Raw genomic sequence first — 18133 nt, forward strand, 5'->3', positions numbered from 1 at the left:
TGAAGGCCGCTCTACACAAGGGGTTTCGCGTTCATCCGGGGGCCGCGCGCTCTCTGTTACCGAATTACCGAAGCCCGCGCCCCCGCCGCTCCGGCGCGGCCTCTTCGGACATCAAGGCTCGTCGCCCCGCTCCAGCCATGCAGGGAACCGAAGCCTCGCCTCCAGCCCGAAGCCCAGGGTCGCCCGGCGCATGCGCGCGGCCCGCTCGGGGCCCCGAGGGAGGCTCTCGCGGAGCCTGCGCAGCGCCTCGATGTAGCGGGCGAACCGAGGATCCGAGAAGAGGGCGCCGAGGTCCTCCCGGATGCGCCGTATCGTTCCAGGGCTGACGCCATGGCTGCTGAAGCTCATCGTCAGCCCGGAGGCAGAGACCACCGAAGGATTGACAAAGTTCGACACCTCGGGGCGATCCAGCGTGCAGACGAGGCGCCCGGCGCCCGCGAGCTCCCCGTGGAGGCGCCGCGAGAGCGCCTCGTCGCCCGGCACGAGGAACACGATCGCCGCCCCGGCGAGGTCGCTTTCCAGGAATGCTCGCCGGCGCAGATCGAGCCGCCCCTCCCGGCTGGCTCGCTCGATGGCCCCGTCGACCTGCCCTGGCGCGACGACGGAGACGCGAGCGCCCGCCGAGAGGAGGCGCTCCACGGTGTACGGCGCGTCGCCGTCCGCGCCGATGACGAGCGCCCGCTGGCCGTTGAGATCGAGCGCGATGGGAAAGAGGCGCATGGGGGTGGAGCCGACGCGAACAGAGCGTCCGCGCGACGAGTGTAGACCGGCGCGCCGCCCGGCGGGCGAGGGGCGTGACGCCGAGCGAGGCGGCCGCGCGCGTGGCTCAGCGGCCGGGAGACCGCTGGGGAGGAGGAGGCGGGCTGGGCGGCGGCACCGGCGGCAAGAAGGGCTGCGTGCGGAAGGCGAGCCTCCGGTCGGCGTTGCCGATGCGCGTCACGAACAGGCCGACGAAGGAGCCGAACAGCGAGTCGCCCGGCCCGATCGCCGTCGAGCCGGGCGGCCGGGTCACCCACCGCTTGATGCGATCGAGCATCTCGGCGCTCATGGGGTTCACCTCGATCAGCACGGCGACGAAATAGCGGCTGCCGTCGCGGACGAGCGACCGCTCCACGAGCGGCAGCCGCCGGGCCTCGGCGCAGTTGCGGAGCACGCCCTCGACGTTGATCGCGACCGTGCTCGACTGACCTCCGGCCTGGATCAGCTGGATCCGGAACACCTCATCCCAGAGGTCGTAGACGATCCTGCAGCTCTTGGCGGCGAGCGCGACAGGGTTGCCCCCGCTCTCGTGGAAGAGGTAGCCGCGCATCGTGATGACGGTGGGGAGCCCGCTGAGCAGCTTCTTCGAGATCTCGCCGTCGACGACGTCGCGGAAGCCCACGGTGAGCTGCACGATCGTCTTGTCGAGCGTGAGGCTCGCCACCCGGGTGGGCAGCGCGGCCGGCGCGCCGAGCGCCTGCTGCGCGTCCGCGTCCGCGATGTCCTTGGGCCCCGGCCCCTCCTGGGCCATCGACCAGCTCGCCCGGAGGGCGAGCGCCGCGAGCAGCGCGATCCCGAGCCAGCGCGCCGCTCCGCGGCCGAGCGCCACGAGCGCTCGCCGCGCCTCTCGGAGGCGCCAGGTACGGCGGCCTCCGCCCGCGCGCCGCGCGTCGCGCGTCGCGCGCTTCGATCCGCGATGTGCTTGGGAGCAGATCGAGCAGATCATTTCCGCGCACCGCGCCGCGCCGGGATCAGCCCGAGCAGGTTCGAGAACGCGAGCGTCACCCCGCCGACCGCCGTGTCGACCCGCAGACCGAGGTTGTAGGTGACGTCCACGGGCACGCGGGCGAAGCCCCCGTATCCGCTCGGCGCATCGGTGAACTCGCGGCGCGTCGCGAGGCCGTACAGGCCCGCGGCGCCGAAGAGATCGACGCCGTAGATGGAGCCGCGGCCGGCGTAGACCGGGATGCGGTACTCCGCCTCGATCTTCGCGGCGAAGTCCCCGTACCGGACCTCGATGATGTCCGTGCCGAGGAAGTTCGGCGGTTGCCTCCGATCGGGCGCGAGATCGAGCAGCCGATCCGGCAGGAGGTCGGTGAGATCGCCGACGTAGAATTTCTCGAAGAAGGGCGCGTCCCCGGCTATCGCGCCGGCGAACGCCTCGACGCGGAGCACGTGCCGCAGCGGCAGGCGGAACCAGCGCTGCGCGCCGAACTCGAACTTCTGGTAGCCGTAGTCGCTGCCGAACGGCGGTACGCCCACCGTGACCGAGACCGACGCGAGCGTGCCCTGCGTCGCGAGGAAGGGCGCGTCGCGCGTGTCGTGATCGATCGCGGCGTGCAGCGACGAGAGCACCGTCTTGCCGCCCAGGATGTCGAATTCGATGGGCTCGCGGCTGTTGCCGCGCATGTGCGAGGCGACCGTGGGCACGGTCGCGTCGATCTGCTCCAGGTGGTAGTCGAGCGACAGCCGCGAGGAGGAGGAGACGTCGTGACCCGTGCCGAGCGTCGCGCCGAACCGCTTGTAGGCGACGACGGCGTAGCCGGTGACCTCGCGCTGCTCGAGCAACGGGGACTCGAAGAGGACGTCCCGGTTGCCGAAGAAGTCACGGGCGTCGTTGTAGAGCACCGTCACCGTGGCCGACCAGCGGGTCCCCACGAAGGCGGGGTCGACGAAGCGGGTCCTCAGCGCGAGCTGGTCCGCCGCGAGCCCGACGCCGGCGCCGAGCGTGATCCCTGTCCCGGCGAGGTTGGTCTCGGCGACCTGCACGCCAGTGAACGCGGAGAGCGGCTTCGCGTTGCCCGCGGTGTCCTCGTCGGCCGCGATGCCGAGCCAGAGGTCCTGCACGACGAACGTGTTGCGCTCGACGACATCGATCACGAGCGTCGCGCTCCCGCGCTCGGCCCCCTTGCGGAGCGAGAACCCGACCGACGCGAAGAACCCGGTCCCGAGGAGGCGGTAGCGCGTGAGCTCGATCTCCGGATCCTCGACGTCGAGCAGGTCCCCCGCGCGGAACCTGACGTAGCGGAGGATCACGCGCGCGGCGGTCCGCACGTTGCCTCGGATCTCGATGCCGTCGAGGGTGTACCGGACGCGATGCCTCTCCTGGAGCGCCGCGCCGGGCGACAGCGCTGCCGCGCCGGGCGACAGCGCTGCCGCGTGGGGGGGCGCGGAAGCGCGCGGCGCTCGCTCCTGCGCCGTGGCTTCTGCGCCGGCGCCCACCGCGCCTTGCCCGAGCGCGCGCCTCGGGCACGTCCCCAGGAGCAACGCGCACCAGAGCGCGAGGTGGGCGCGGCCGAGCGCAGGGGGCAGGGGGATGGCCCGGGAGCGTGAAGAGCTCCGGAATCGAGGTGGATTCACGGGATTCCTGCAACGCCGCCGATGCCTCCCGAGGCGTCGGCGACGCGCCCTTCAGCAGCGCACCCTAGCATGATCGATCGCCTCACCGGAGGAATCGGTCGCGTCGAGATCGACCTCCGCCGCGGCGTCCTCGGCGACGGCGTCGGAGGGGACGGGGGGCGACGGCGCCCTGCAGCGGATCTGCGCCGCGGCGGTCACGCGCTGTGGCCAACGTGCGTCGCGCGGCGCCGGGGCGGGCTCCGTGCGCTCTGCCAGCACGAGCAGGTCCTGCCGGGCCGGCGTCGGCTCGATCAGGTGATCGGCCGCGGCGAGCAGCAGCGCCCGGACCTCGGTCCGGACGCTGGCCTCGCGCGCCCAGCGCGGGCCGACGCTCGCGGCGATGGCGCGGGCGAGGAGGAGCTCGGCGCGGCCGCGCACGTCCGCGGGGATCCAGTCCGCGATGAGCGGATCGGCGAGCATGGATAACGTCTTGCGCAGCGCTGCGACGCGGCGAGGGCCGAACCTGTCCGGCGCGCGCTCCGCGTGGCGCGCGAGGCGCCCTGCCCTGCGGAGCGCGCGCCTCGCCGCCCTGCCGACCACCGCGCCGCGCACGGTGAGCCGGTCGCGCGGCGCATCGACGGCGCGCAGCACCGCGGCCAGCGAGACCCCGCCCGCGATCACGAGCGCGACCGTCACCGCCGTGGCCTCGAGGCCGCGCAGCTGCCAGCCGCCGGTCGCCGCGACGAAGGCGCAGGCCGACGCCAGCAAGAGCCCCAGGGAGCCCAGCGCGCCTGCGGTGTGCGAGCGGCCGCGCCAGGAGCCGCCTTCGCCGTGGAGGGGCCGCGCGTAGCCGTCCGGCGCGATGAGCCGTCCTCCGCTCGGGATGAGGCCCACCATGGCTCGCCGCGCCGCGCGCCCGAGGCCGACCTCCAGCGGGCCGAGCTCGATGCCGGGCGGCTCACGGAACGGGCTCACCCCTCCAGAATAGCCCATCCGCCGCCCTCACGGAGGGCGGGGGCCGGCGCGCAGCTGCGGCGGCGAAGCCTCGCCGCCTGCCGCCTCGCTCTCGCGTGCGCCGCCGCCGCATCGAGGCAGCGGCGCGCGGCGCGTCACGGCTTTCCCGAGCTGTCCTTCTGTGCCCGCGACGCCTTCTCGACGAGGCCGCTCGTGCCCATGCGTGACGCGAGCGCCGAGAGCACCGCGCGCAGCGGGACGCCGCGCGACGCGAGGCCGACCAGCAGGTGGTAGATGACGTCCGCCGCTTCGGACGCGACGCGCTCGTCGCTCTCTCCGGCGATCGCCTGGGCCAGCTCGCCGGCCTCCTCGCCGAGCTTTGCGCCGATGAGCGGCGCCCCTCCGTCGAGCAGCTTCCGGGTGTAGCTCTTCGTCGCCGACGACGCCTTGCGCGCCTCGATCTCGCGCTCGAGGGACTCGAGCAGCGCGGACGCGTCCTGCCCCTCGTCGGCGGCCTCGGGCTCCCCGTCGCCGCGGGCATCGACCTGCCGGAAGAAGCAGCTCGCGCTCCCCGTGTGGCACGTCGGGCCGCGGGGCTCCGCGAGGATCAGGAGCGCATCGCCGTCGCAGTCGGCGTGGACGCTCGTCACGGCGAGCGTGTTGCCGCTCGTCGCCCCCTTCTCCCAGAGCTCGCCGCGCGATCGGCTGAAGAAGGTGGCGCGCCCCGTCTCGAGCGTCCTGGCGAGCGACTCCCGCGTCATGTACGCGAGCATCCGGACCTGCCCGGTCAGCCGATCCTGCACGACGGCCGGTACGAGCTTGCCCTCTCCGAATGCGATCTTCACGGTCTATGCCTCTCCGGTGGTGTCGGGCGCCTCGGCGGCGCCGTGTTCGCGGGCCGTCGCCCGGCCTTCGTCCTTTGCGCTGCCGCGCCTGGCCCGCGGCGGCGCGTCGCCGGCCTTCGACGGCGCGGTCCGCTTCTTTCCCGGCGTGTCGTCCTCGTCCTCGTCGTCCTGGTCCTCGTCGTCGTCGCCGTCCGCTTGCTTGTCGGCGGCCGCGGCGGGGCTCCCCGGGAGGCTGAGCGCCATCGCCTGCTCCGGGTGGTCCAGGGCGGCCTTGTGATAGACAGCGAACGCGATCGAGGCGGCGAGCCCCGTCGCCAGCGCGACGGCCTGGGAGGTCGAGTACTGGAGGGTCGCGGAGGCGGCGAACGTCTCCGGCCTGAGGGCCAGGTACAGGGCGATCGCGGGGACGAAGGAGAGCACCTGCGTCACCTTGCGCACCGTGTTGTCGCGGAGGAGGTGGGAGAACCCGATCGTGTACGCCACGGCGAAGATCACGAGGCCGGCCGGGAGCAACACGTGCTCCGAAAGCGACGGAGGGATCGAGCCGCGCTCCGCGTCGTCGCGGAGGAGCTCGAGCAGGTAGCGGCAGACGCCGTAGGAGAACGTGAAGATGAGGAAGATCTCGCCACGGAACTTCTGCCGGCGGCGCGCGAGGAGCAGGAGCGCGAGCAGCCCTGCGCCGACGAGCGCCTCGTAGATCTGCGTCGGGTGCACGGCGAGCGACGCCTCGGAGCTCGGATCCAGCCCGCGCTCCTTGACGTGCTGCACCCACGCCGGGGACCCGCTGCCGTGGTCCAGCGTGCCCTCGGCCCAGCGCGGGAACGTGCCGAGCTTCTTCAGCCAGGCGGGCGCCGTCTCGCCGAGCGGCCGGCCGAAGTCGCAGCCGAAGAGGTAACACCCGATGCGCGTGATCATCAGGCCCGAGGCGAGGCTCGGGACGGCGACGTCGGCCCAGGGGAGCAGCGGGATGCGATGGGAGCGCAGGAACAGGTACGAGCCCAGGAAGCCGCCCAGGAAGCCGCCGTACGCCACCAGCCCGCCGCGGCGGATGTCGAACATCGCGCTGAACGAGTCGAACTCGTCGAGGTTCGTGAGGATGTAGAGCACGCGGGACCCGATGACCGCGGCGCCGGCGGTGACGACGTAGCAGTTGGCCATCGTCTCCTTCGGCAGGCCGTCGCGCTCCGCGAGCCCGAGCGTCAGGTACCAGCCGACGACGAGCGAGAGCCCGAGCATGACACCGTAGCTATAGATGGGCAGCGGACCCAGGGTGTAGGTCTGCTCCGTGACCTGGGAGGCGATCGCCGCGAGCGCGACGCCTGCGATGCCCGCGGCCGTCGCGCCTGGCTTGTTCTTCGCGATGAGCAGCCCGATCGCGCCCGCGAAAGCGATGCCCGCAGCGATCAGGAAGACCCAGAGAAGGGGCACGGTCCAGGCGGGCAGCGGGACGCGGAACAGGATGGGATGCATGGCGCCTCTCCTTACGCCTGGGCTTGGGGACCATCAAGCATCGTCTCTCGCGCATGACGCAGCGAGCCAAAGCGTTCGCTGACGCGGGTCCAACCGCGCCGGGCGATCTCGATGTGCCCGGGCCGCCGGCGCTGCGCGATGTTCTCCCCACCCTGTCGACGGGGCGCCCGCGAAGCGGCTCTCGAAGTCCGCGCGCGCCGCTGCTAGCATCGATTCCGTGCTCTCTGGCCGTGCCACCGTCGGGGTCCTCGCAGTGCCTGGACTGCTCGTGAGCGCGGCGTGTGTTCCCGAAGGGCCGGCCACGGGGGACGTGAGCGCGCGGCCAGCCGGGACGGTCGCGCCGACGGTCTCCTCGCAGACCGCGGGCGCCGCTCCGGGAGCGCCGGGGGCGGGCGTGTTCGAGGACGACTTCAACCGGCCGGCGCTCGGCGCCGACTGGAACGCCTTGAGCCCAAAGTGGGCCATCGACGAGGGGCAGCTCTGCGTGCGCGCCGCGAGGAACCGCGGCGTGTGGTTGAAGCGGCCGCTGCCGGAGAACGCCCGGATCGAGTTCGACGCCATCGCCGAGGCCCCGGACGGTGATCTCAAGGTCGAGCTCTGGGGAGACGGTCGGAGCGGGGCGACGGCGGCGAGCTACACGAACGCGACGAGCTACCTCGTGATCCTCGGAGGGTGGAAGAACACGAAGCACGTGCTCGCGCGCCTCGACGAGCACAGCGCCGAACGGCTGGAGATCGACGTGGATCCGGACAGCGACGACGACCGCGCGCGGCCAGTCGCGCCGGGGCAACCGTATCGCTTCCGGATAGAGCGTCGTGACGGCAGGACCCTCTCCTGGTCGGTGAACGACGTCGAGTACCTGGAGCTCAGCGACCCTGCGCCGCTCTCCGGTCCAGGGCACGAGCACATGGGCTTCAACGCATGGGATGCGCCGGTCTGCTTCGACAACCTGCGCATCACGCCCCTCTAGCCGCGATGGAATCGGGCGAGGTCGAACGGGAGCTCGAGGAGCTGGAGACGCGCATCGAGCGGCTGCGCGCGCTCTACGAGCAGTACTTCATGGGGATCGAACGGCTGGAGCCGCTCATCCCGCGCAAGGACGTCGAGCGTCGCATCTGGGTGATGCGGCGGGAGCAGATCAGGAACACCGGGCTCCGGTTCAAGTTCCAGATGCTGATCCAGCGCTACAACACGTTCCAGCAGTACTGGGGCCGCATCTCGCGCGAGATCGAGAACGGCACGTACCGCCGCGACGTCATCCGCGCAGCGAAGCGGGTCGGAGCGAAGGAAGCGCTCACGATCGTCGGCCGCAAGCGGGCAGAGCGCTACGCGGAGCTCGCCGAGGAGCAGGAGACAGCGCGCGAGCCGGTCCACCGCGCCGATGACAGCGGCGATCAAGACGAGATCGACGTCGACGACGAGGCGGTCACGCTGGCGCCCCCGCCTTTGCCCGCCGCGTCGCTTCTGGGAAAGCGATCGCTGGCCGCGCTGGCCGCCGAGCAGCCCGCGCCCCGCGCCGCGGTCGCGCCGCTGACCGCGCCGGAGGCGTCGAGCGCGGCGCCCGCCAGCTCGCCGGTGCGCCCCGCGCTCGCGCCGCCTGCCATGCCGCAGGCCGCCGCGGCCGTGAAGCCCGCGCCGCTGGGAGGGCTGCCCCGGGGGCTCGGCCTGACCAGGCCCCAGCAGAAGCCGGCGGAGAGCAAGCCGGCAGAGGCGAAGCCGGCCGAGGCCTCGCCAGCAGGCGCGAGGCCGCCGGCGCGCCCGGCCGCCGACAAGGCTCAGCCTGCGGCGGGCGCGAACAGCCGTCAGCGGCTCGCCGAGCTCGCGGCGGAGATGCGCGCTCAGCGCACCAAGGCCGGCGACGCGGCGAAGGCCGCGGCCGGGCCCCCGGACGCGTTGACGGACGTCGCGCCCGAGCCTCCGCCCGCTCCGAAGCGACCGCCGCCCCCGGGCCCCGTCAAGCCTTCTCCTGGCGCTCCGGCCGAAGCCCCAGCGACCGCTGCGGGCGAAGCGAAGGGCACCGGAGCGAGGCGGCAGGAGCGCGTCCACTCGGAGCGCCCGCCGTCGGCCCGGCGCCGCCGCTCCACCGCGCCGCCCGCCGCCGAGGCCGGCGCGGCGAGCGGCGCTCGGCATACGGCGCCGCGGACGCCGTCGCGCCCCCCGGAGGCCGCGCGCGCCGGCCTCGACGCCGCGGTGCGCGCGCGACCCGCGCCCCCGCAGCGATCGGCTGCGCGCGACGACGAGCTCCCGGAGCAGCGGCTGCGTCAGATCTACGCGAAGTACGTCGAGACGAAGCGCGCCGCGCGTGAGTCGACGGCCGGCGTCACCTACGAGCGCCTGGCCGAGAGCCTCCGCGCGCAGGCCGCGAAGCTGCGTGCGACGAACCCGGCCAAGTCCGTCGACTACGATGTCGTCGTCAAGGACGGCAAGACCCTGCTGAAGCCGATCCTCAAGTAGCCGAAGATCGGCTGGCGGCAGGGCGGACGCGGCGTCCCGAGGCGGGGACCGGCGCGCGACCGACGTTCGGCGCGGCGAACGCCAGGAGCGTGGGCGTCCCGAGGCACGCTCGGTTCGCTGAGACGCTCCCGAGGGCGCTCGCCGTCGTCAGACGGCCGGACTGGGCGGGTGAGAATGTTCCGGCGGATCAGTGATGGGCGACGCGGCGCCAAAGCTGCGGCAGTCGCTGGACCCGCGCAGGTACTCCGGTGTCGTCCTCGACGAAGAGGATCGCACACGCCGTGCGGTCGGCCTCGCGCATCCTCGCGCACAAGTCGGCCAGGTCATCGTCGGCGTCCACGACGTCGGCTTCGGCCGGCTGGGAACAGCCTTGAACGTATTTGACATTGTCAAGGGCGATCCATCGCCCAGCGAACTCTTTGGATCGACATATGTCGCGCCAGCTCATTCGAGGCGCGGCCAAACGAATCTTACTGCCCATTTCCCGTGAGCGACCTTCTCCCCCATGTTCCAAAGTCAAGCGCCGACCAAACTAAGCCAGGACGCGGCGTCCACTGAACTTTCAGAACTGTCGAGGCAGGATCTAGCACCGGTCAAAATCAGGCGTCAAGGCAAGCCTGGAACAGCCGGGACCCGCTGAGCGTTGTGTCCGATCCGGCCCGCCGCCTTTACCGACATTGCGCTGGCAGCTGGGACATCGCCTCACCCGCCCCGATCCGCGCGGCGGCCAAGGCGTGGGACTTCGCCGCACACCCCTTGGACGCGACTGCCCGCTTGGCGCTCGCGCTGATGGCGGCCCTCGCCTCGGCCTTCTTGGGGCCATCGCACGACGCGAAGCGCTTCACTGCGAGATCGGTGTTGCCGCCGTTCGCCAGGTTGATCGCGGCCCTGCACTCCTGCTCCGCCTTCTCGTTGCCGGGCGGCGGCACCTTGGGCCCGGTGGTCGCGGTCGGCGTCGACGTGCTCTTCGGGGTGTCCGGAGCCGTCTTGTCCGGAGCCGCCTTGTCCGGGCCGGTGGGCTCGGGCGGGGGAGGCTCCGGGGTGGCGGTGGGCGTGCTCGTGGGCGTGCCCACGGGATCCGACGCCACGGTCACCGACGGCGCGCCCGTGGGCAGCGGGATCGCGGTCGACGTGCTCTCCTCCGTCGTGCTCCCGCCGCTCCCCTTCGTCATCATGACGACGCCCACGACGCCGAGCACCGCGACGGCCGCGACCGCGGCGAGGATCGGGGCTGCCTTGCTCTTCTGCGGCGCCGGCGGCGGCGCGGGGAACACCTGGCCGCTGCCCGTGGGCACGGCCGGGTGCGCCGGCACGACCGCCTGATCCATGACCGTCGCGGCCTGATGGGCCTGATGGTTGACGACGGTCCTCAGCGGTCCCGATCCCGTGGGCGGCCCCGCGACGAACAGCGGCTCCCCGAGCTGCGTCTGACCCGAGCGCGACGGCATCAGCGCCGTCCCGCTGGTCGGCGCCTCGCTCCCGACGAGGGTCCGCGGCGCCGCCGCGAGCACCGAGAGGCGGGCGCCCGCGCCGATCGTGAGATCCTCGTAGAACTCCCGCGCCGACTGCTGCCGGTCCTCGCGCCTCTTGCTGAGGGCCCTCATGACGGCCGCCTTCATCTTCGGCGGGGCCGCGGCGCCCATCGGCACGGCCTCGAACGGGAACGGCTGCGCCGTCATGTGCTGCGTCGCCCATGCCCACGGCGTGTCGGCGTCGAACGGCAGGCGCCCGGTGAGCATCTCGTAGGTCAGCACGCCGAGCGAGTAGACGTCGCTCCGCGCGTCGAGCTCGGTCCCCGTGAACTGCTCGGGGCTCATGTACGGCGGGGTGCCGAGCACCGTCCCCTGCTGGGTCAGCTTCTGCTCGGCCTTGGCGCTGCGCTCGTCGCGCTTCGCGATGCCGAAGTCGAGGACCTTGACGTAGTCCTCCTCGCCGGCGCGCTTGGTCAAAAAGATGTTGGCGGGCTTCAGGTCGCGGTGGACGATCCCCTTCTCGTGGGCCTCCTGGAGCGACCCGCACGTCTGCGCGATGATGCGATCGACGCGCTCGGGAGAGAGCGCGCCGCCCCGCTCGAGCGCCGTCTCCAGCGACTGCCCGTTGAGGAGCTCCATCGCGATGTAGAGCTCCCCGGTGTTCGTCTGCCCGAAGTCGTAGACCTTGATGGTGTTCGGGTGCTCGAGCTCGCTGACCGTGCCGCACTCCCGCATGAAGCGCGCGACCACCTGCGGATCCTTCGCGTGCTGCGAGAGGAGCGTCTTGATGGCGACCTTCCGCACCGACGTCCCCATCGGCTGCTCGCCGTCGTAAACGCGGCCCATCCCGCCCTCGCCGAGCACGCCGATGATGCGGAACCGGCCGCCGACGATGGCGCCGATGAGCGGGTCTGCTTCCACCGGCGCGACAGGGAGGAGCGCGCCGCACGTGGCGCAGAAGCGCGCCCCATCGATGTTTGGCTGATGGCAAGCGGGACATTCCATGCGATCGAACCTCTACCCCCGAAGCATGACGGAACGCGATCGTCGCCTCGGGCCGCTCCGCGGCGCGCCCGGGCGAGCGTGCGCCGGGCAGGATCGCAGCAGCCGCGAGCGGAGCGCAAGGGACCTCTCGCTCGCCCGAGGCGCGGCCGACGCGCGCCCTCGTCCTCGTCGTCGTCTTCGCGCCCTTCGTCTTCGCTAGCGTTTGCGCTCACGCGGCTGCTTGCCCGAGGCGCGCCGTCGCAGCGCGCGGCGTTCGGCGCGGGCTCGCGGCCCGGGCGAGCAGCTGCGTGAGCGCCTCGCCGCTGCGCCGCGCGCCGCGGGAGCGTGCTCCTCAGACGTCCGCCCTTGAAAATCGGGAGCGCTCGAGCGAGATCGGCGCCGTCGGAGGACGCCGGCGCTCTGGACCGCCCAGCTCGACGGCGCGGTCAGACAGCGCTCTCGCAGCCGATTCCAGCGAAACGGACGAAAACGATGCACACCGCTTGACACGTCTCTTGCAGGGGGCTAAGAGCCTCCTCCCTTCGCGGGACTCGTCTACCTTCGGAGCGACGTGAGCGGCACCAACAGCTTCACCTCGCTGCGGTCCAGCCCGGTCGGGACACTCCGAACCGTGCAGGCAGGCGGTCCAGCAGGGCCGGGAGTTGATTGCTCGCACAGAAGTGATCGGTCTTGGGACATTTCGCTAGGTCAGCACGCACGTTTCCCGGAGCCCGGGGACGGGCAGCGGGTGGATGCCGCTGGCGTAGCTCAATCGGTAGAGCACCTGCCTTGTAAGCAGGGGGTTAGGGGTTCAAGTCCCCTCGTCAGCTCCGATGCAGGGCAACAGGTCGGTGGTTCGGGAGGTCAAGGCAGAGACAAAGCCGGTAAAATCTAATAAATAGAGAAAATCTGGAGGGTTGCCCGAGCGGCCAAAGGGAGCAGACTGTAAATCTGCCGGCAATGCCTACGATGGTTCGAATCCATCACCCTCCACCGGAGCGACGTCTCGCTCCGAAGGCGGTCCGACCAGGAACCAGATCCGCCGGGGTCACTCTCGACGGAAGCCCGCGGGCGTAGCTCAGTTGGTAGAGCGTCAGCCTTCCAAGCTGAACGTCGCCGGTTCGAACCCGGTCGCCCGCTCCGTGGTCGGTCGTTTGCCCACCTAGCTCAGTTGGCAGAGCACGTCCTTGGTAAGGACGAGGTCGTCGGTTCAATCCCGATGGTGGGCTCCAGCGAGGACAGCGAAACGCAGCCGCGAACTTCATTTCGGCAGGAGACATCTCGATGGCCAAGGAGAAATTCACTCGTACGAAGCCGCACGTGAACGTGGGCACCATCGGCCACATCGACCACGGCAAGACCACGCTCACGGCGGCGCTCGTCAAGGTGCAGTCGAAGCGCAACCTGGCGAAGGCGATCTCGTACGCCGACATCGCGAAGGGCGGGACGGTCCGTGACGAGACGAAGACGGTGACCATCGCGGCGGCGCACGTCGAGTACGAGTCGGCGAACCGCCACTACGCGCACGTCGACTGCCCCGGGCACGCCGACTACATCAAGAACATGATCACCGGCGCGGCGCAGATGGACGGGGCGATCCTCGTCGTGTCGGCGCTCGACAGCGTGATGCCGCAGACGCGCGAGCACGTGCTGCTCGCCCGGCAGGTCGGCCTGAACCACATCGTCGTGTTCCTCAACAAGTGCGACGCGGTGGACGACCCGGAGATGCTCGACCTGGTCGAGATGGAGGTCCGCGAGCTCCTGTCGAAGTACAAGTTCGACGGGGACAACGCGCCGGTGGTCCGTGGCGCGTCGCTGCCCGCGCTTCAGGGCGACCCGAAGTGGGAGGAGACGATCCAGCAGCTGCTCAGCGCGCTGGACAGCTACATCCCCGAGCCGGTGCGCGACATCGACAAGCCGTTCCTGATGGCGATCGAGGACGTGTTCTCGATCAAGGGCCGCGGCACGGTGGCCACGGGCCGCATCGAGCGCGGCGTGATCAAGGTCGGCGACGAGGTGCAGATCATCGGCTTCAAGGACACGAAGAAGTCGGTCGTGACCGGCGTCGAGATGTTCCGCAAGCTGCTCGATCAGGGGCAGGCGGGCGACAACGTCGGATGTCTGCTCCGCGGCGTGGAGAAGGAAGAGATCGAGCGCGGCCAGGTGCTGGCGAAGCCCGGGTCGATCACGCCGCACACGAAGTTCACCGGTGAGGTGTACGTCCTCAAGAAGGAGGAGGGCGGGCGCCACACGCCGTTCTTCACCAACTACCGGCCGCAGTTCTACATCCGGACGACGGACGTGACCGGCACGGTGAACCTCCCCGAGGGGGTGAAGATGGTGATGCCGGGCGACAACATCACGATGACGATCGAGCTCATCGCCCCGGTCGCGCTGGAGGAGCAGATGCGCTTCGCCATCCGCGAGGGCGGCAAGACGGTGGGCGCCGGCGTCGTCACCAAGATCCTCGCGTAGGAGGCCGACGTGGGCGAGCAGGCCGGTGGGTGGCGTGCGGCGCGCATCGCCGTCTCACTGGCCTGCCGCGAGTGCAAGTCGCGGAACTACAAGACCACGAAGGCGCCGGACCAGGTGGTGTCGCTCAAGAAGTTCTGCAAGCAGTGCAAGAAGCACACGGTTCACGACGAGACGAAGTGAACGAGTGCTCGGGAAGGCGCAGCGATTCTAGGGGTATAGCTCAGTTGGTAGAGCAGCGGATTCCAAATCCGCAGGTCGGGAGTTCGAGCCTCTCTGCCCCTGCCGGGGGATGTGGGCGCCTCAGGGCCGCCCCCTGGATCCTCACCGAGCAGGCAGTTGTCTGCCGCGGGTCGGCGCGTTTGGTGTTGTTATGGCGAAGGGTCAAAAAGACAAGCCGCCGACGAAGGTCGCGGGGGACGAGGCGCCGGAAGAATCCGGACCGGGCTCGCCTGCCGAGGACTCGTCCCTCGTGACGCAGAGCGAGGGGACGGGGGCTGCTGACGCGAAGGACGCCGGGGCGCCGCGTGCCGATGAATCGAACGACGCCGACGAGGCCGAGGACGAGGAGGTCGCGGCCGCTCAGCTCGGCTCGGAGCGCTATGTGCTCGCCGGCTTCTTCGCCGCGGGGATGCTGCTCGCCTACCTGCTCGGCAAGGTCGTCCATGGCGTCTGGGCGACCCTCGCCAACAAGGACTGGTTCAGCCGGGCGCTGCCGGCGCTCTCCGCGGTGGGTGACGACGACAAGACGACGTACGGCATGATCGCCGGCGGCGTCATCGCGCTGGTCGTCGTGTTGCGCGCGTTCCGCAACGCCGAGCTTCGCGCCTGGAGCGACGATGTCGCCGCCGAGCTGGCGAAGGTGAAGTGGCCGACCAAGAAAGAGGTGACGAATGCGACGTTCGTCGTCATCGCGACGACCACCGTGGCGACCCTCTACCTGGCGCTGCTCGACCGCTTCTGGGCATTCGTGACCAACATCGTTTACGGCGATGGAAGCTGAAGCAGGGAGACCCTGAGGGAATCAAGCGCCATGGCCAAGAAGTGGTACGTCATCCATACCTACTCGGGATACGAGGCGAAGGTGCGCGACGCGCTCCAGCAGCGCGTGAAGCAGTACAGCCTGGAAGATCGGTTTGGCGAGATCCTCATCCCGAGCGAGACGGTCACGGAGAACCGTCCCGGCGGTAAGACCCGCGTTCGTCAGAAGCTCAGTCTGCCCGGCTACATCTTCGTGGAGATGGAGATGAACGAGCAGGTCTGGCACCTGGTCAAGGACACGCCCAAGGTGACCGGCTTCATCGGCAACCAGACGCCGCAGGAGGTCCCGATCGTCCAGATCGACAATCTCCGGCGGGGGATCGTCGAAGGGGCGGTCAAGCCGAAGCCGCGGCTCACGTTCGAGGTGGGTGAGGAGGTGCGGGTCCTCGACGGCGCCTTCGCGAACTTCACCGGCACGGTCGATGACGTGAAGATGGACAAGCAGAAGCTCAAGGTGAAGGTCAGCATCTTCGGCCGACCCACCAGCGTTGAGCTCGACTTCTCAGCCGTGGAGAAGCGCTAGCCAGGAACGGACGGCTGCAAACCTGCGGGCGAGCACCGCGCCTCCGCGGTGCTTCGCTGTTTCTCTGAATGGTAGACCGCCCGTCGGGCGGCGGTTCGATAGGGTGCGAGATTCATCATGGCGAAGAAAGTCACAGGGTACGTGAAGCTGCAGCTTCCGGCGGGCAAGGCCAACCCGTCGCCCCCCGTCGGTCCGGCGCTCGGCCAGCACGGCGTCAACATCATGGCGTTCTGCAAGGACTTCAACTCGCGGACGGCGGCGCAGGGGGACATGATCATCCCGGTGGTGATCACGGTCTACTCGGACCGCTCGTTCACGTTCATCATGAAGACGCCGCCGGCCTCCGTGCTCCTCAAGAAGGCGGCGGGGCTGGAGACGAAGAAGAAGCCGGGCGCGGGCTCCAAGGAGCCCAACAAGGTCAAGGTGGGCAAGGTCACGCACAAGCAGCTGCAGGAGCTTGCCCAGCTCAAGATGCAGGACATGAACACGACGAACCTCGAGTCCGCGATGCGCAGCATGGCGGGCACGGCGCGCTCGATGGGCATCGACGTCGTCGACTGAGGTGGTCGTGGCGCTCCCCGCCGTCTCGGGGATGCAGCGCCCCGCCGCGCTGGCGCCCCGAGAGGGGCGTCCAGCGGGCCAGAAGCAAGACTTACCACGGTAGTTTGAGGCGCACCGTGGGAGGCGAGAGCCGTTAAGAAGGAGGGCATGTGCCGAAAGTCGCCAAGAAGAAAGTCGCAGCGCGGGCAGTCGTCGACCGCGCTCGAAAGTACACATTGCAGGAGGCGTGCGCGCTCGTGAAGCAAGCGGCGCCCGCCAAGTTCGACGAGACGGTGGACCTCGCGGTCCGGCTGGGTGTCAACCCGCGGCACGCGGACCAGATGGTCCGTGGCGCGGTCGTGCTCCCGCATGGGACGGGGCAGTCGCTCCGGGTCCTGGTCTTCGCCAAGGGCGAGAAGGCCAAGGAGGCCGAGGCGGCCGGCGCCGACTTCGTCGGCGAGGCGGATCTCGTGAACAAGGTCCAGGAAGGCTTCATGGACTTCGATCGCGTGATCGCCACGCCCGACATGATGGGTCTGGTGGGCAAGCTCGGCCGTATCCTCGGTCCGCGCGGCCTGATGCCGAACCCGAAGGTCGGGACCGTGACGTTCGACGTGAAGACGGCCGTCTCGGAGGCGAAGGCCGGCAAGGTGGAGTACCGCGTCGAGAAGGCGGGCATCGTGCACGCGCGGATCGGCAAGGTCTCCTTCGCGGAGAACGCGCTCCACGTGAACGCGGACGCGTTGATCCAGGCGCTCGTCCGGGCCAAGCCGGCGACGGCGAAGGGCATCTACCTCCGGAGCATCACGATGTCTTCGACGATGGGCCCCGGGGTTCGCATCGACCCGGTCCACTTCATCGGCAAGACGGAGGAGGCGTAGCCCATGGAACGATCCCAGAAGGAAGTGCTGATCGGCTCCGTCCGGCAGAAGTTCGAGCGGATGACTTCCGCGGTCTTCCTGGACTTCAAGGGGATGAACGTCGAGGCGGTCACCAAGCTTCGCGATGAGTTCCGGAAGTCCGGCGTGGAGTACCGGGTCGTGAAGAACACGCTCGTCCGCCACGCCATCAAGGAGCACCCCTGGGCGAAGACCCTCTCGAAGAGCCTGACCGGCATGACCGGCGTGGCCTGGAGCTACGAGGATCCGAGCGCGGCAGCCAAGGTCGTCAAGGCGTTCCGCAAGGACAACCAGAAGCTGCAGATCAAGGCGGGGCTCATCGAGGGGCAGATCCTCTCGGGGGACGCCGTCGAGACGCAGCTCGCGACGATGCCCGGCAAGGATGAGCTTCGTGCCATGCTGCTCGCGACGCTGCAGGCGCCGCTCCAGCAGTTCGTGCAGCAGCTCAACGCGCCTCTCCAGAATTTCGCCTATCTCTTGAAGGCGAAGGAAGAGGAAGCGGGCAAGCAGGCCTGAGAGGGTGCTTTCGTATCAATTGGGCCTTGCGCCCGTCTGGTTTTGGTTTACATGGCCCCCTCCCCGGGGCGCGCAGAAGAGTTTGAAGGAGTCTTGCAATGGCTGAGATCACGCGCGAGCAGGTCGTCGATTACCTCTCCAACCTCCCTGTCATCCAGATCGCCGAGCTCATCAAGGACCTCGAGAACAAGTGGGGCGTCAAGGCTGCCCCCGCGGCCGTCGCCGTCGCGGCCGGCCCGGCGGCCGCCGCTCCGGCCGAGAAGGCCCCGGAGCAGACCGAGTTCGACGTCATCCTCGCGAACGCCGGCAGCAACAAGATCGGCGTCATCAAGGCGATCCGCGAGATCACCGGTCTGGGCCTGAAGGAGGCGAAGGACCTGGTCGAGGCCGCGCCGAAGACCGTCAAGGAGCAGGTTTCCAAGGCGGACGCGGAGGAGATGAAGAAGAAGCTCGTCGAGGCAGGTGCTACCGTCGAGCTCAAGTAACGATCACCGCTCCCTGCAAGGGAAATCGGGATCCGCCGGCGGACGGCGGCAGGGGCGGTCGTCCCTGCCGCACGTCCCGCTTTTGTCTGATGAACGGGACCGCGTTTGCGGGCCCTCGCGCAACGCTGAAGAGGGCCGCGAGTACGGGTCCTCGGTCAAT

18 protein-coding genes and 5 tRNA genes are annotated in these 18133 nt (G+C 70.1%); 15 read left to right on the forward strand and 8 right to left on the reverse strand.

What is annotated here, in order from left to right:
* Positions 1 to 111 precede the first annotated feature (111 nt).
* From WMF27_RS02120 to WMF27_RS02145, 6 genes are all read right to left on the reverse strand, one after another.
* On the reverse strand, positions 112 to 720 hold the full coding sequence (locus WMF27_RS02120) for a precorrin-2 dehydrogenase/sirohydrochlorin ferrochelatase family protein (RefSeq protein WP_437761923.1): 609 nt from the start codon (positions 718 to 720) through the stop codon (positions 112 to 114).
* Between the two features lie 106 nt (positions 721 to 826).
* Positions 827 to 1588 (reverse strand): hypothetical protein, encoded by a 762-nt coding sequence (locus WMF27_RS02125; protein ID WP_437761922.1) that lies wholly within the window; start codon positions 1586 to 1588, stop codon positions 827 to 829.
* A 113-nt stretch (positions 1589 to 1701) separates the two neighbouring features.
* The gene (locus WMF27_RS02130) at positions 1702 to 3339 is read right to left on the reverse strand and encodes a BamA/TamA family outer membrane protein (RefSeq protein WP_437761921.1); all 1638 of its coding nucleotides are present in this window, start codon (positions 3337 to 3339) and stop codon (positions 1702 to 1704) included.
* 51 nt (positions 3340 to 3390) lie between these two features.
* A complete protein-coding gene (locus tag WMF27_RS02135) occupies positions 3391 to 4293 on the reverse strand; it encodes a hypothetical protein (protein WP_437761920.1) in 903 nt (300 codons plus the stop codon).
* Positions 4294 to 4427: 134 nt separating this feature from the next.
* Positions 4428 to 5117 carry a bifunctional phosphoribosyl-AMP cyclohydrolase/phosphoribosyl-ATP diphosphatase HisIE gene (hisIE, locus tag WMF27_RS02140; protein WP_437761919.1) on the reverse strand — a complete coding sequence of 230 codons (690 nt, stop codon included), beginning with the start codon at positions 5115 to 5117 and terminating at the stop codon, positions 4428 to 4430.
* A gap of 3 nt (positions 5118 to 5120) precedes the next feature.
* Positions 5121 to 6587, reverse strand: a complete 1467-nt coding sequence (locus WMF27_RS02145) for a prolipoprotein diacylglyceryl transferase (protein WP_437761918.1) — start codon at positions 6585 to 6587, stop codon at positions 5121 to 5123.
* Positions 6588 to 6804: 217 nt separating this feature from the next.
* Between WMF27_RS02145 and WMF27_RS02150 the strand changes: the two genes are divergently transcribed.
* Positions 6805 to 7557 (forward strand): hypothetical protein, encoded by a 753-nt coding sequence (locus WMF27_RS02150; RefSeq protein ID WP_437761917.1) that lies wholly within the window; start codon positions 6805 to 6807, stop codon positions 7555 to 7557.
* 5 nt (positions 7558 to 7562) lie between these two features.
* Positions 7563 to 9041: an MXAN_5187 C-terminal domain-containing protein gene (locus WMF27_RS02155; RefSeq protein ID WP_437761916.1), complete on the forward strand. Its 1479-nt coding sequence runs from the start codon at positions 7563 to 7565 to the stop codon at positions 9039 to 9041.
* 187 nt (positions 9042 to 9228) lie between these two features.
* Here the strand turns inward: WMF27_RS02155 and WMF27_RS02160 are convergent, their stop codons facing one another.
* Together WMF27_RS02160 and WMF27_RS02165 are read right to left on the reverse strand one after the other, a co-directional pair.
* Complete coding sequence (locus WMF27_RS02160; RefSeq protein WP_437761915.1) at positions 9229 to 9522, reverse strand: hypothetical protein; 294 nt, start codon at positions 9520 to 9522, stop codon at positions 9229 to 9231.
* A gap of 187 nt (positions 9523 to 9709) precedes the next feature.
* Positions 9710 to 11518: a serine/threonine-protein kinase gene (locus WMF27_RS02165; RefSeq protein WP_437761914.1), complete on the reverse strand. Its 1809-nt coding sequence runs from the start codon at positions 11516 to 11518 to the stop codon at positions 9710 to 9712.
* 736 nt (positions 11519 to 12254) lie between these two features.
* Between WMF27_RS02165 and WMF27_RS02170 the strand changes: the two genes are divergently transcribed.
* The 13 genes from WMF27_RS02170 (at position 12255) to rplL (ending at position 17973) form a co-directional block, all read left to right on the forward strand.
* Positions 12255 to 12327 (forward strand) — tRNA-Thr (locus tag WMF27_RS02170).
* 81 nt (positions 12328 to 12408) lie between these two features.
* Positions 12409 to 12490, forward strand: a tRNA-Tyr gene (locus WMF27_RS02175).
* A gap of 74 nt (positions 12491 to 12564) precedes the next feature.
* Positions 12565 to 12637, forward strand: a tRNA-Gly gene (locus WMF27_RS02180).
* Positions 12638 to 12653: 16 nt separating this feature from the next.
* Positions 12654 to 12729, forward strand: a tRNA-Thr gene (locus WMF27_RS02185).
* Positions 12730 to 12781: 52 nt separating this feature from the next.
* Entirely contained in the window at positions 12782 to 13972 is a 1191-nt protein-coding gene (gene tuf / locus WMF27_RS02190; RefSeq protein WP_437761913.1) for an elongation factor Tu, read from the forward strand.
* A 9-nt stretch (positions 13973 to 13981) separates the two neighbouring features.
* The gene (gene rpmG, locus WMF27_RS02195) at positions 13982 to 14152 is read left to right on the forward strand and encodes a 50S ribosomal protein L33 (protein WP_012233038.1); all 171 of its coding nucleotides are present in this window, start codon (positions 13982 to 13984) and stop codon (positions 14150 to 14152) included.
* 29 nt (positions 14153 to 14181) lie between these two features.
* Positions 14182 to 14254, forward strand: a tRNA-Trp gene (locus WMF27_RS02200).
* An 88-nt stretch (positions 14255 to 14342) separates the two neighbouring features.
* Positions 14343 to 14972, forward strand: coding sequence for a preprotein translocase subunit SecE (secE, locus tag WMF27_RS02205; RefSeq protein WP_437761912.1), 630 nt, complete (start codon positions 14343 to 14345; stop codon positions 14970 to 14972).
* Positions 14973 to 15002: 30 nt separating this feature from the next.
* Positions 15003 to 15533 (forward strand): transcription termination/antitermination protein NusG, encoded by a 531-nt coding sequence (gene nusG / locus WMF27_RS02210; RefSeq protein ID WP_012233040.1) that lies wholly within the window; start codon positions 15003 to 15005, stop codon positions 15531 to 15533.
* Positions 15534 to 15650: 117 nt separating this feature from the next.
* Positions 15651 to 16094: a 50S ribosomal protein L11 gene (gene rplK, locus WMF27_RS02215; protein ID WP_437761911.1), complete on the forward strand. Its 444-nt coding sequence runs from the start codon at positions 15651 to 15653 to the stop codon at positions 16092 to 16094.
* Between the two features lie 149 nt (positions 16095 to 16243).
* Complete coding sequence (gene rplA, locus WMF27_RS02220; RefSeq protein WP_012233042.1) at positions 16244 to 16954, forward strand: 50S ribosomal protein L1; 711 nt, start codon at positions 16244 to 16246, stop codon at positions 16952 to 16954.
* A gap of 3 nt (positions 16955 to 16957) precedes the next feature.
* A complete protein-coding gene (rplJ, locus tag WMF27_RS02225; protein WP_437761910.1) occupies positions 16958 to 17488 on the forward strand; it encodes a 50S ribosomal protein L10 in 531 nt (176 codons plus the stop codon).
* A gap of 98 nt (positions 17489 to 17586) precedes the next feature.
* Positions 17587 to 17973 (forward strand): 50S ribosomal protein L7/L12, encoded by a 387-nt coding sequence (rplL, locus tag WMF27_RS02230; protein ID WP_437297491.1) that lies wholly within the window; start codon positions 17587 to 17589, stop codon positions 17971 to 17973.
* The last annotated feature ends 160 nt before the right edge of the window (positions 17974 to 18133 follow it).

Source organism: Sorangium sp. So ce281 (assembly GCF_051527395.1).
In the GTDB taxonomy this organism is placed as follows: Bacteria; Myxococcota_A; Polyangia; order Polyangiales; family Polyangiaceae; genus Sorangium; species Sorangium cellulosum_B.

What these genes read in the sequence shown, in the direction of transcription:
- WMF27_RS02120 (WP_437761923.1), bottom strand. Translation starts at nt 720, where the DNA reads ATGCGCCTCTTTCCCATCGCGCTCGATCTCAACGGCCAGCGGGCGCTC.
- WMF27_RS02145 (WP_437761918.1), bottom strand. Translation starts at nt 6,587, where the DNA reads ATGCATCCCATCCTGTTCCGCGTCCCGCTGCCCGCCTGGACCGTGCCC.
- WMF27_RS02155 (WP_437761916.1), top strand. Translation starts at nt 7,563, where the DNA reads ATGGAATCGGGCGAGGTCGAACGGGAGCTCGAGGAGCTGGAGACGCGC.
- WMF27_RS02160 (WP_437761915.1), bottom strand. Translation starts at nt 9,522, where the DNA reads ATGGGCAGTAAGATTCGTTTGGCCGCGCCTCGAATGAGCTGGCGCGAC.
- WMF27_RS02165 (WP_437761914.1), bottom strand. Translation starts at nt 11,518, where the DNA reads ATGGAATGTCCCGCTTGCCATCAGCCAAACATCGATGGGGCGCGCTTC.
- tuf (WP_437761913.1), top strand. Translation starts at nt 12,782, where the DNA reads ATGGCCAAGGAGAAATTCACTCGTACGAAGCCGCACGTGAACGTGGGC.
- secE (WP_437761912.1), top strand. Translation starts at nt 14,343, where the DNA reads ATGGCGAAGGGTCAAAAAGACAAGCCGCCGACGAAGGTCGCGGGGGAC.
- nusG (WP_012233040.1), top strand. Translation starts at nt 15,003, where the DNA reads ATGGCCAAGAAGTGGTACGTCATCCATACCTACTCGGGATACGAGGCG.
- rplK (WP_437761911.1), top strand. Translation starts at nt 15,651, where the DNA reads ATGGCGAAGAAAGTCACAGGGTACGTGAAGCTGCAGCTTCCGGCGGGC.
- rplJ (WP_437761910.1), top strand. Translation starts at nt 16,958, where the DNA reads ATGGAACGATCCCAGAAGGAAGTGCTGATCGGCTCCGTCCGGCAGAAG.
- rplL (WP_437297491.1), top strand. Translation starts at nt 17,587, where the DNA reads ATGGCTGAGATCACGCGCGAGCAGGTCGTCGATTACCTCTCCAACCTC.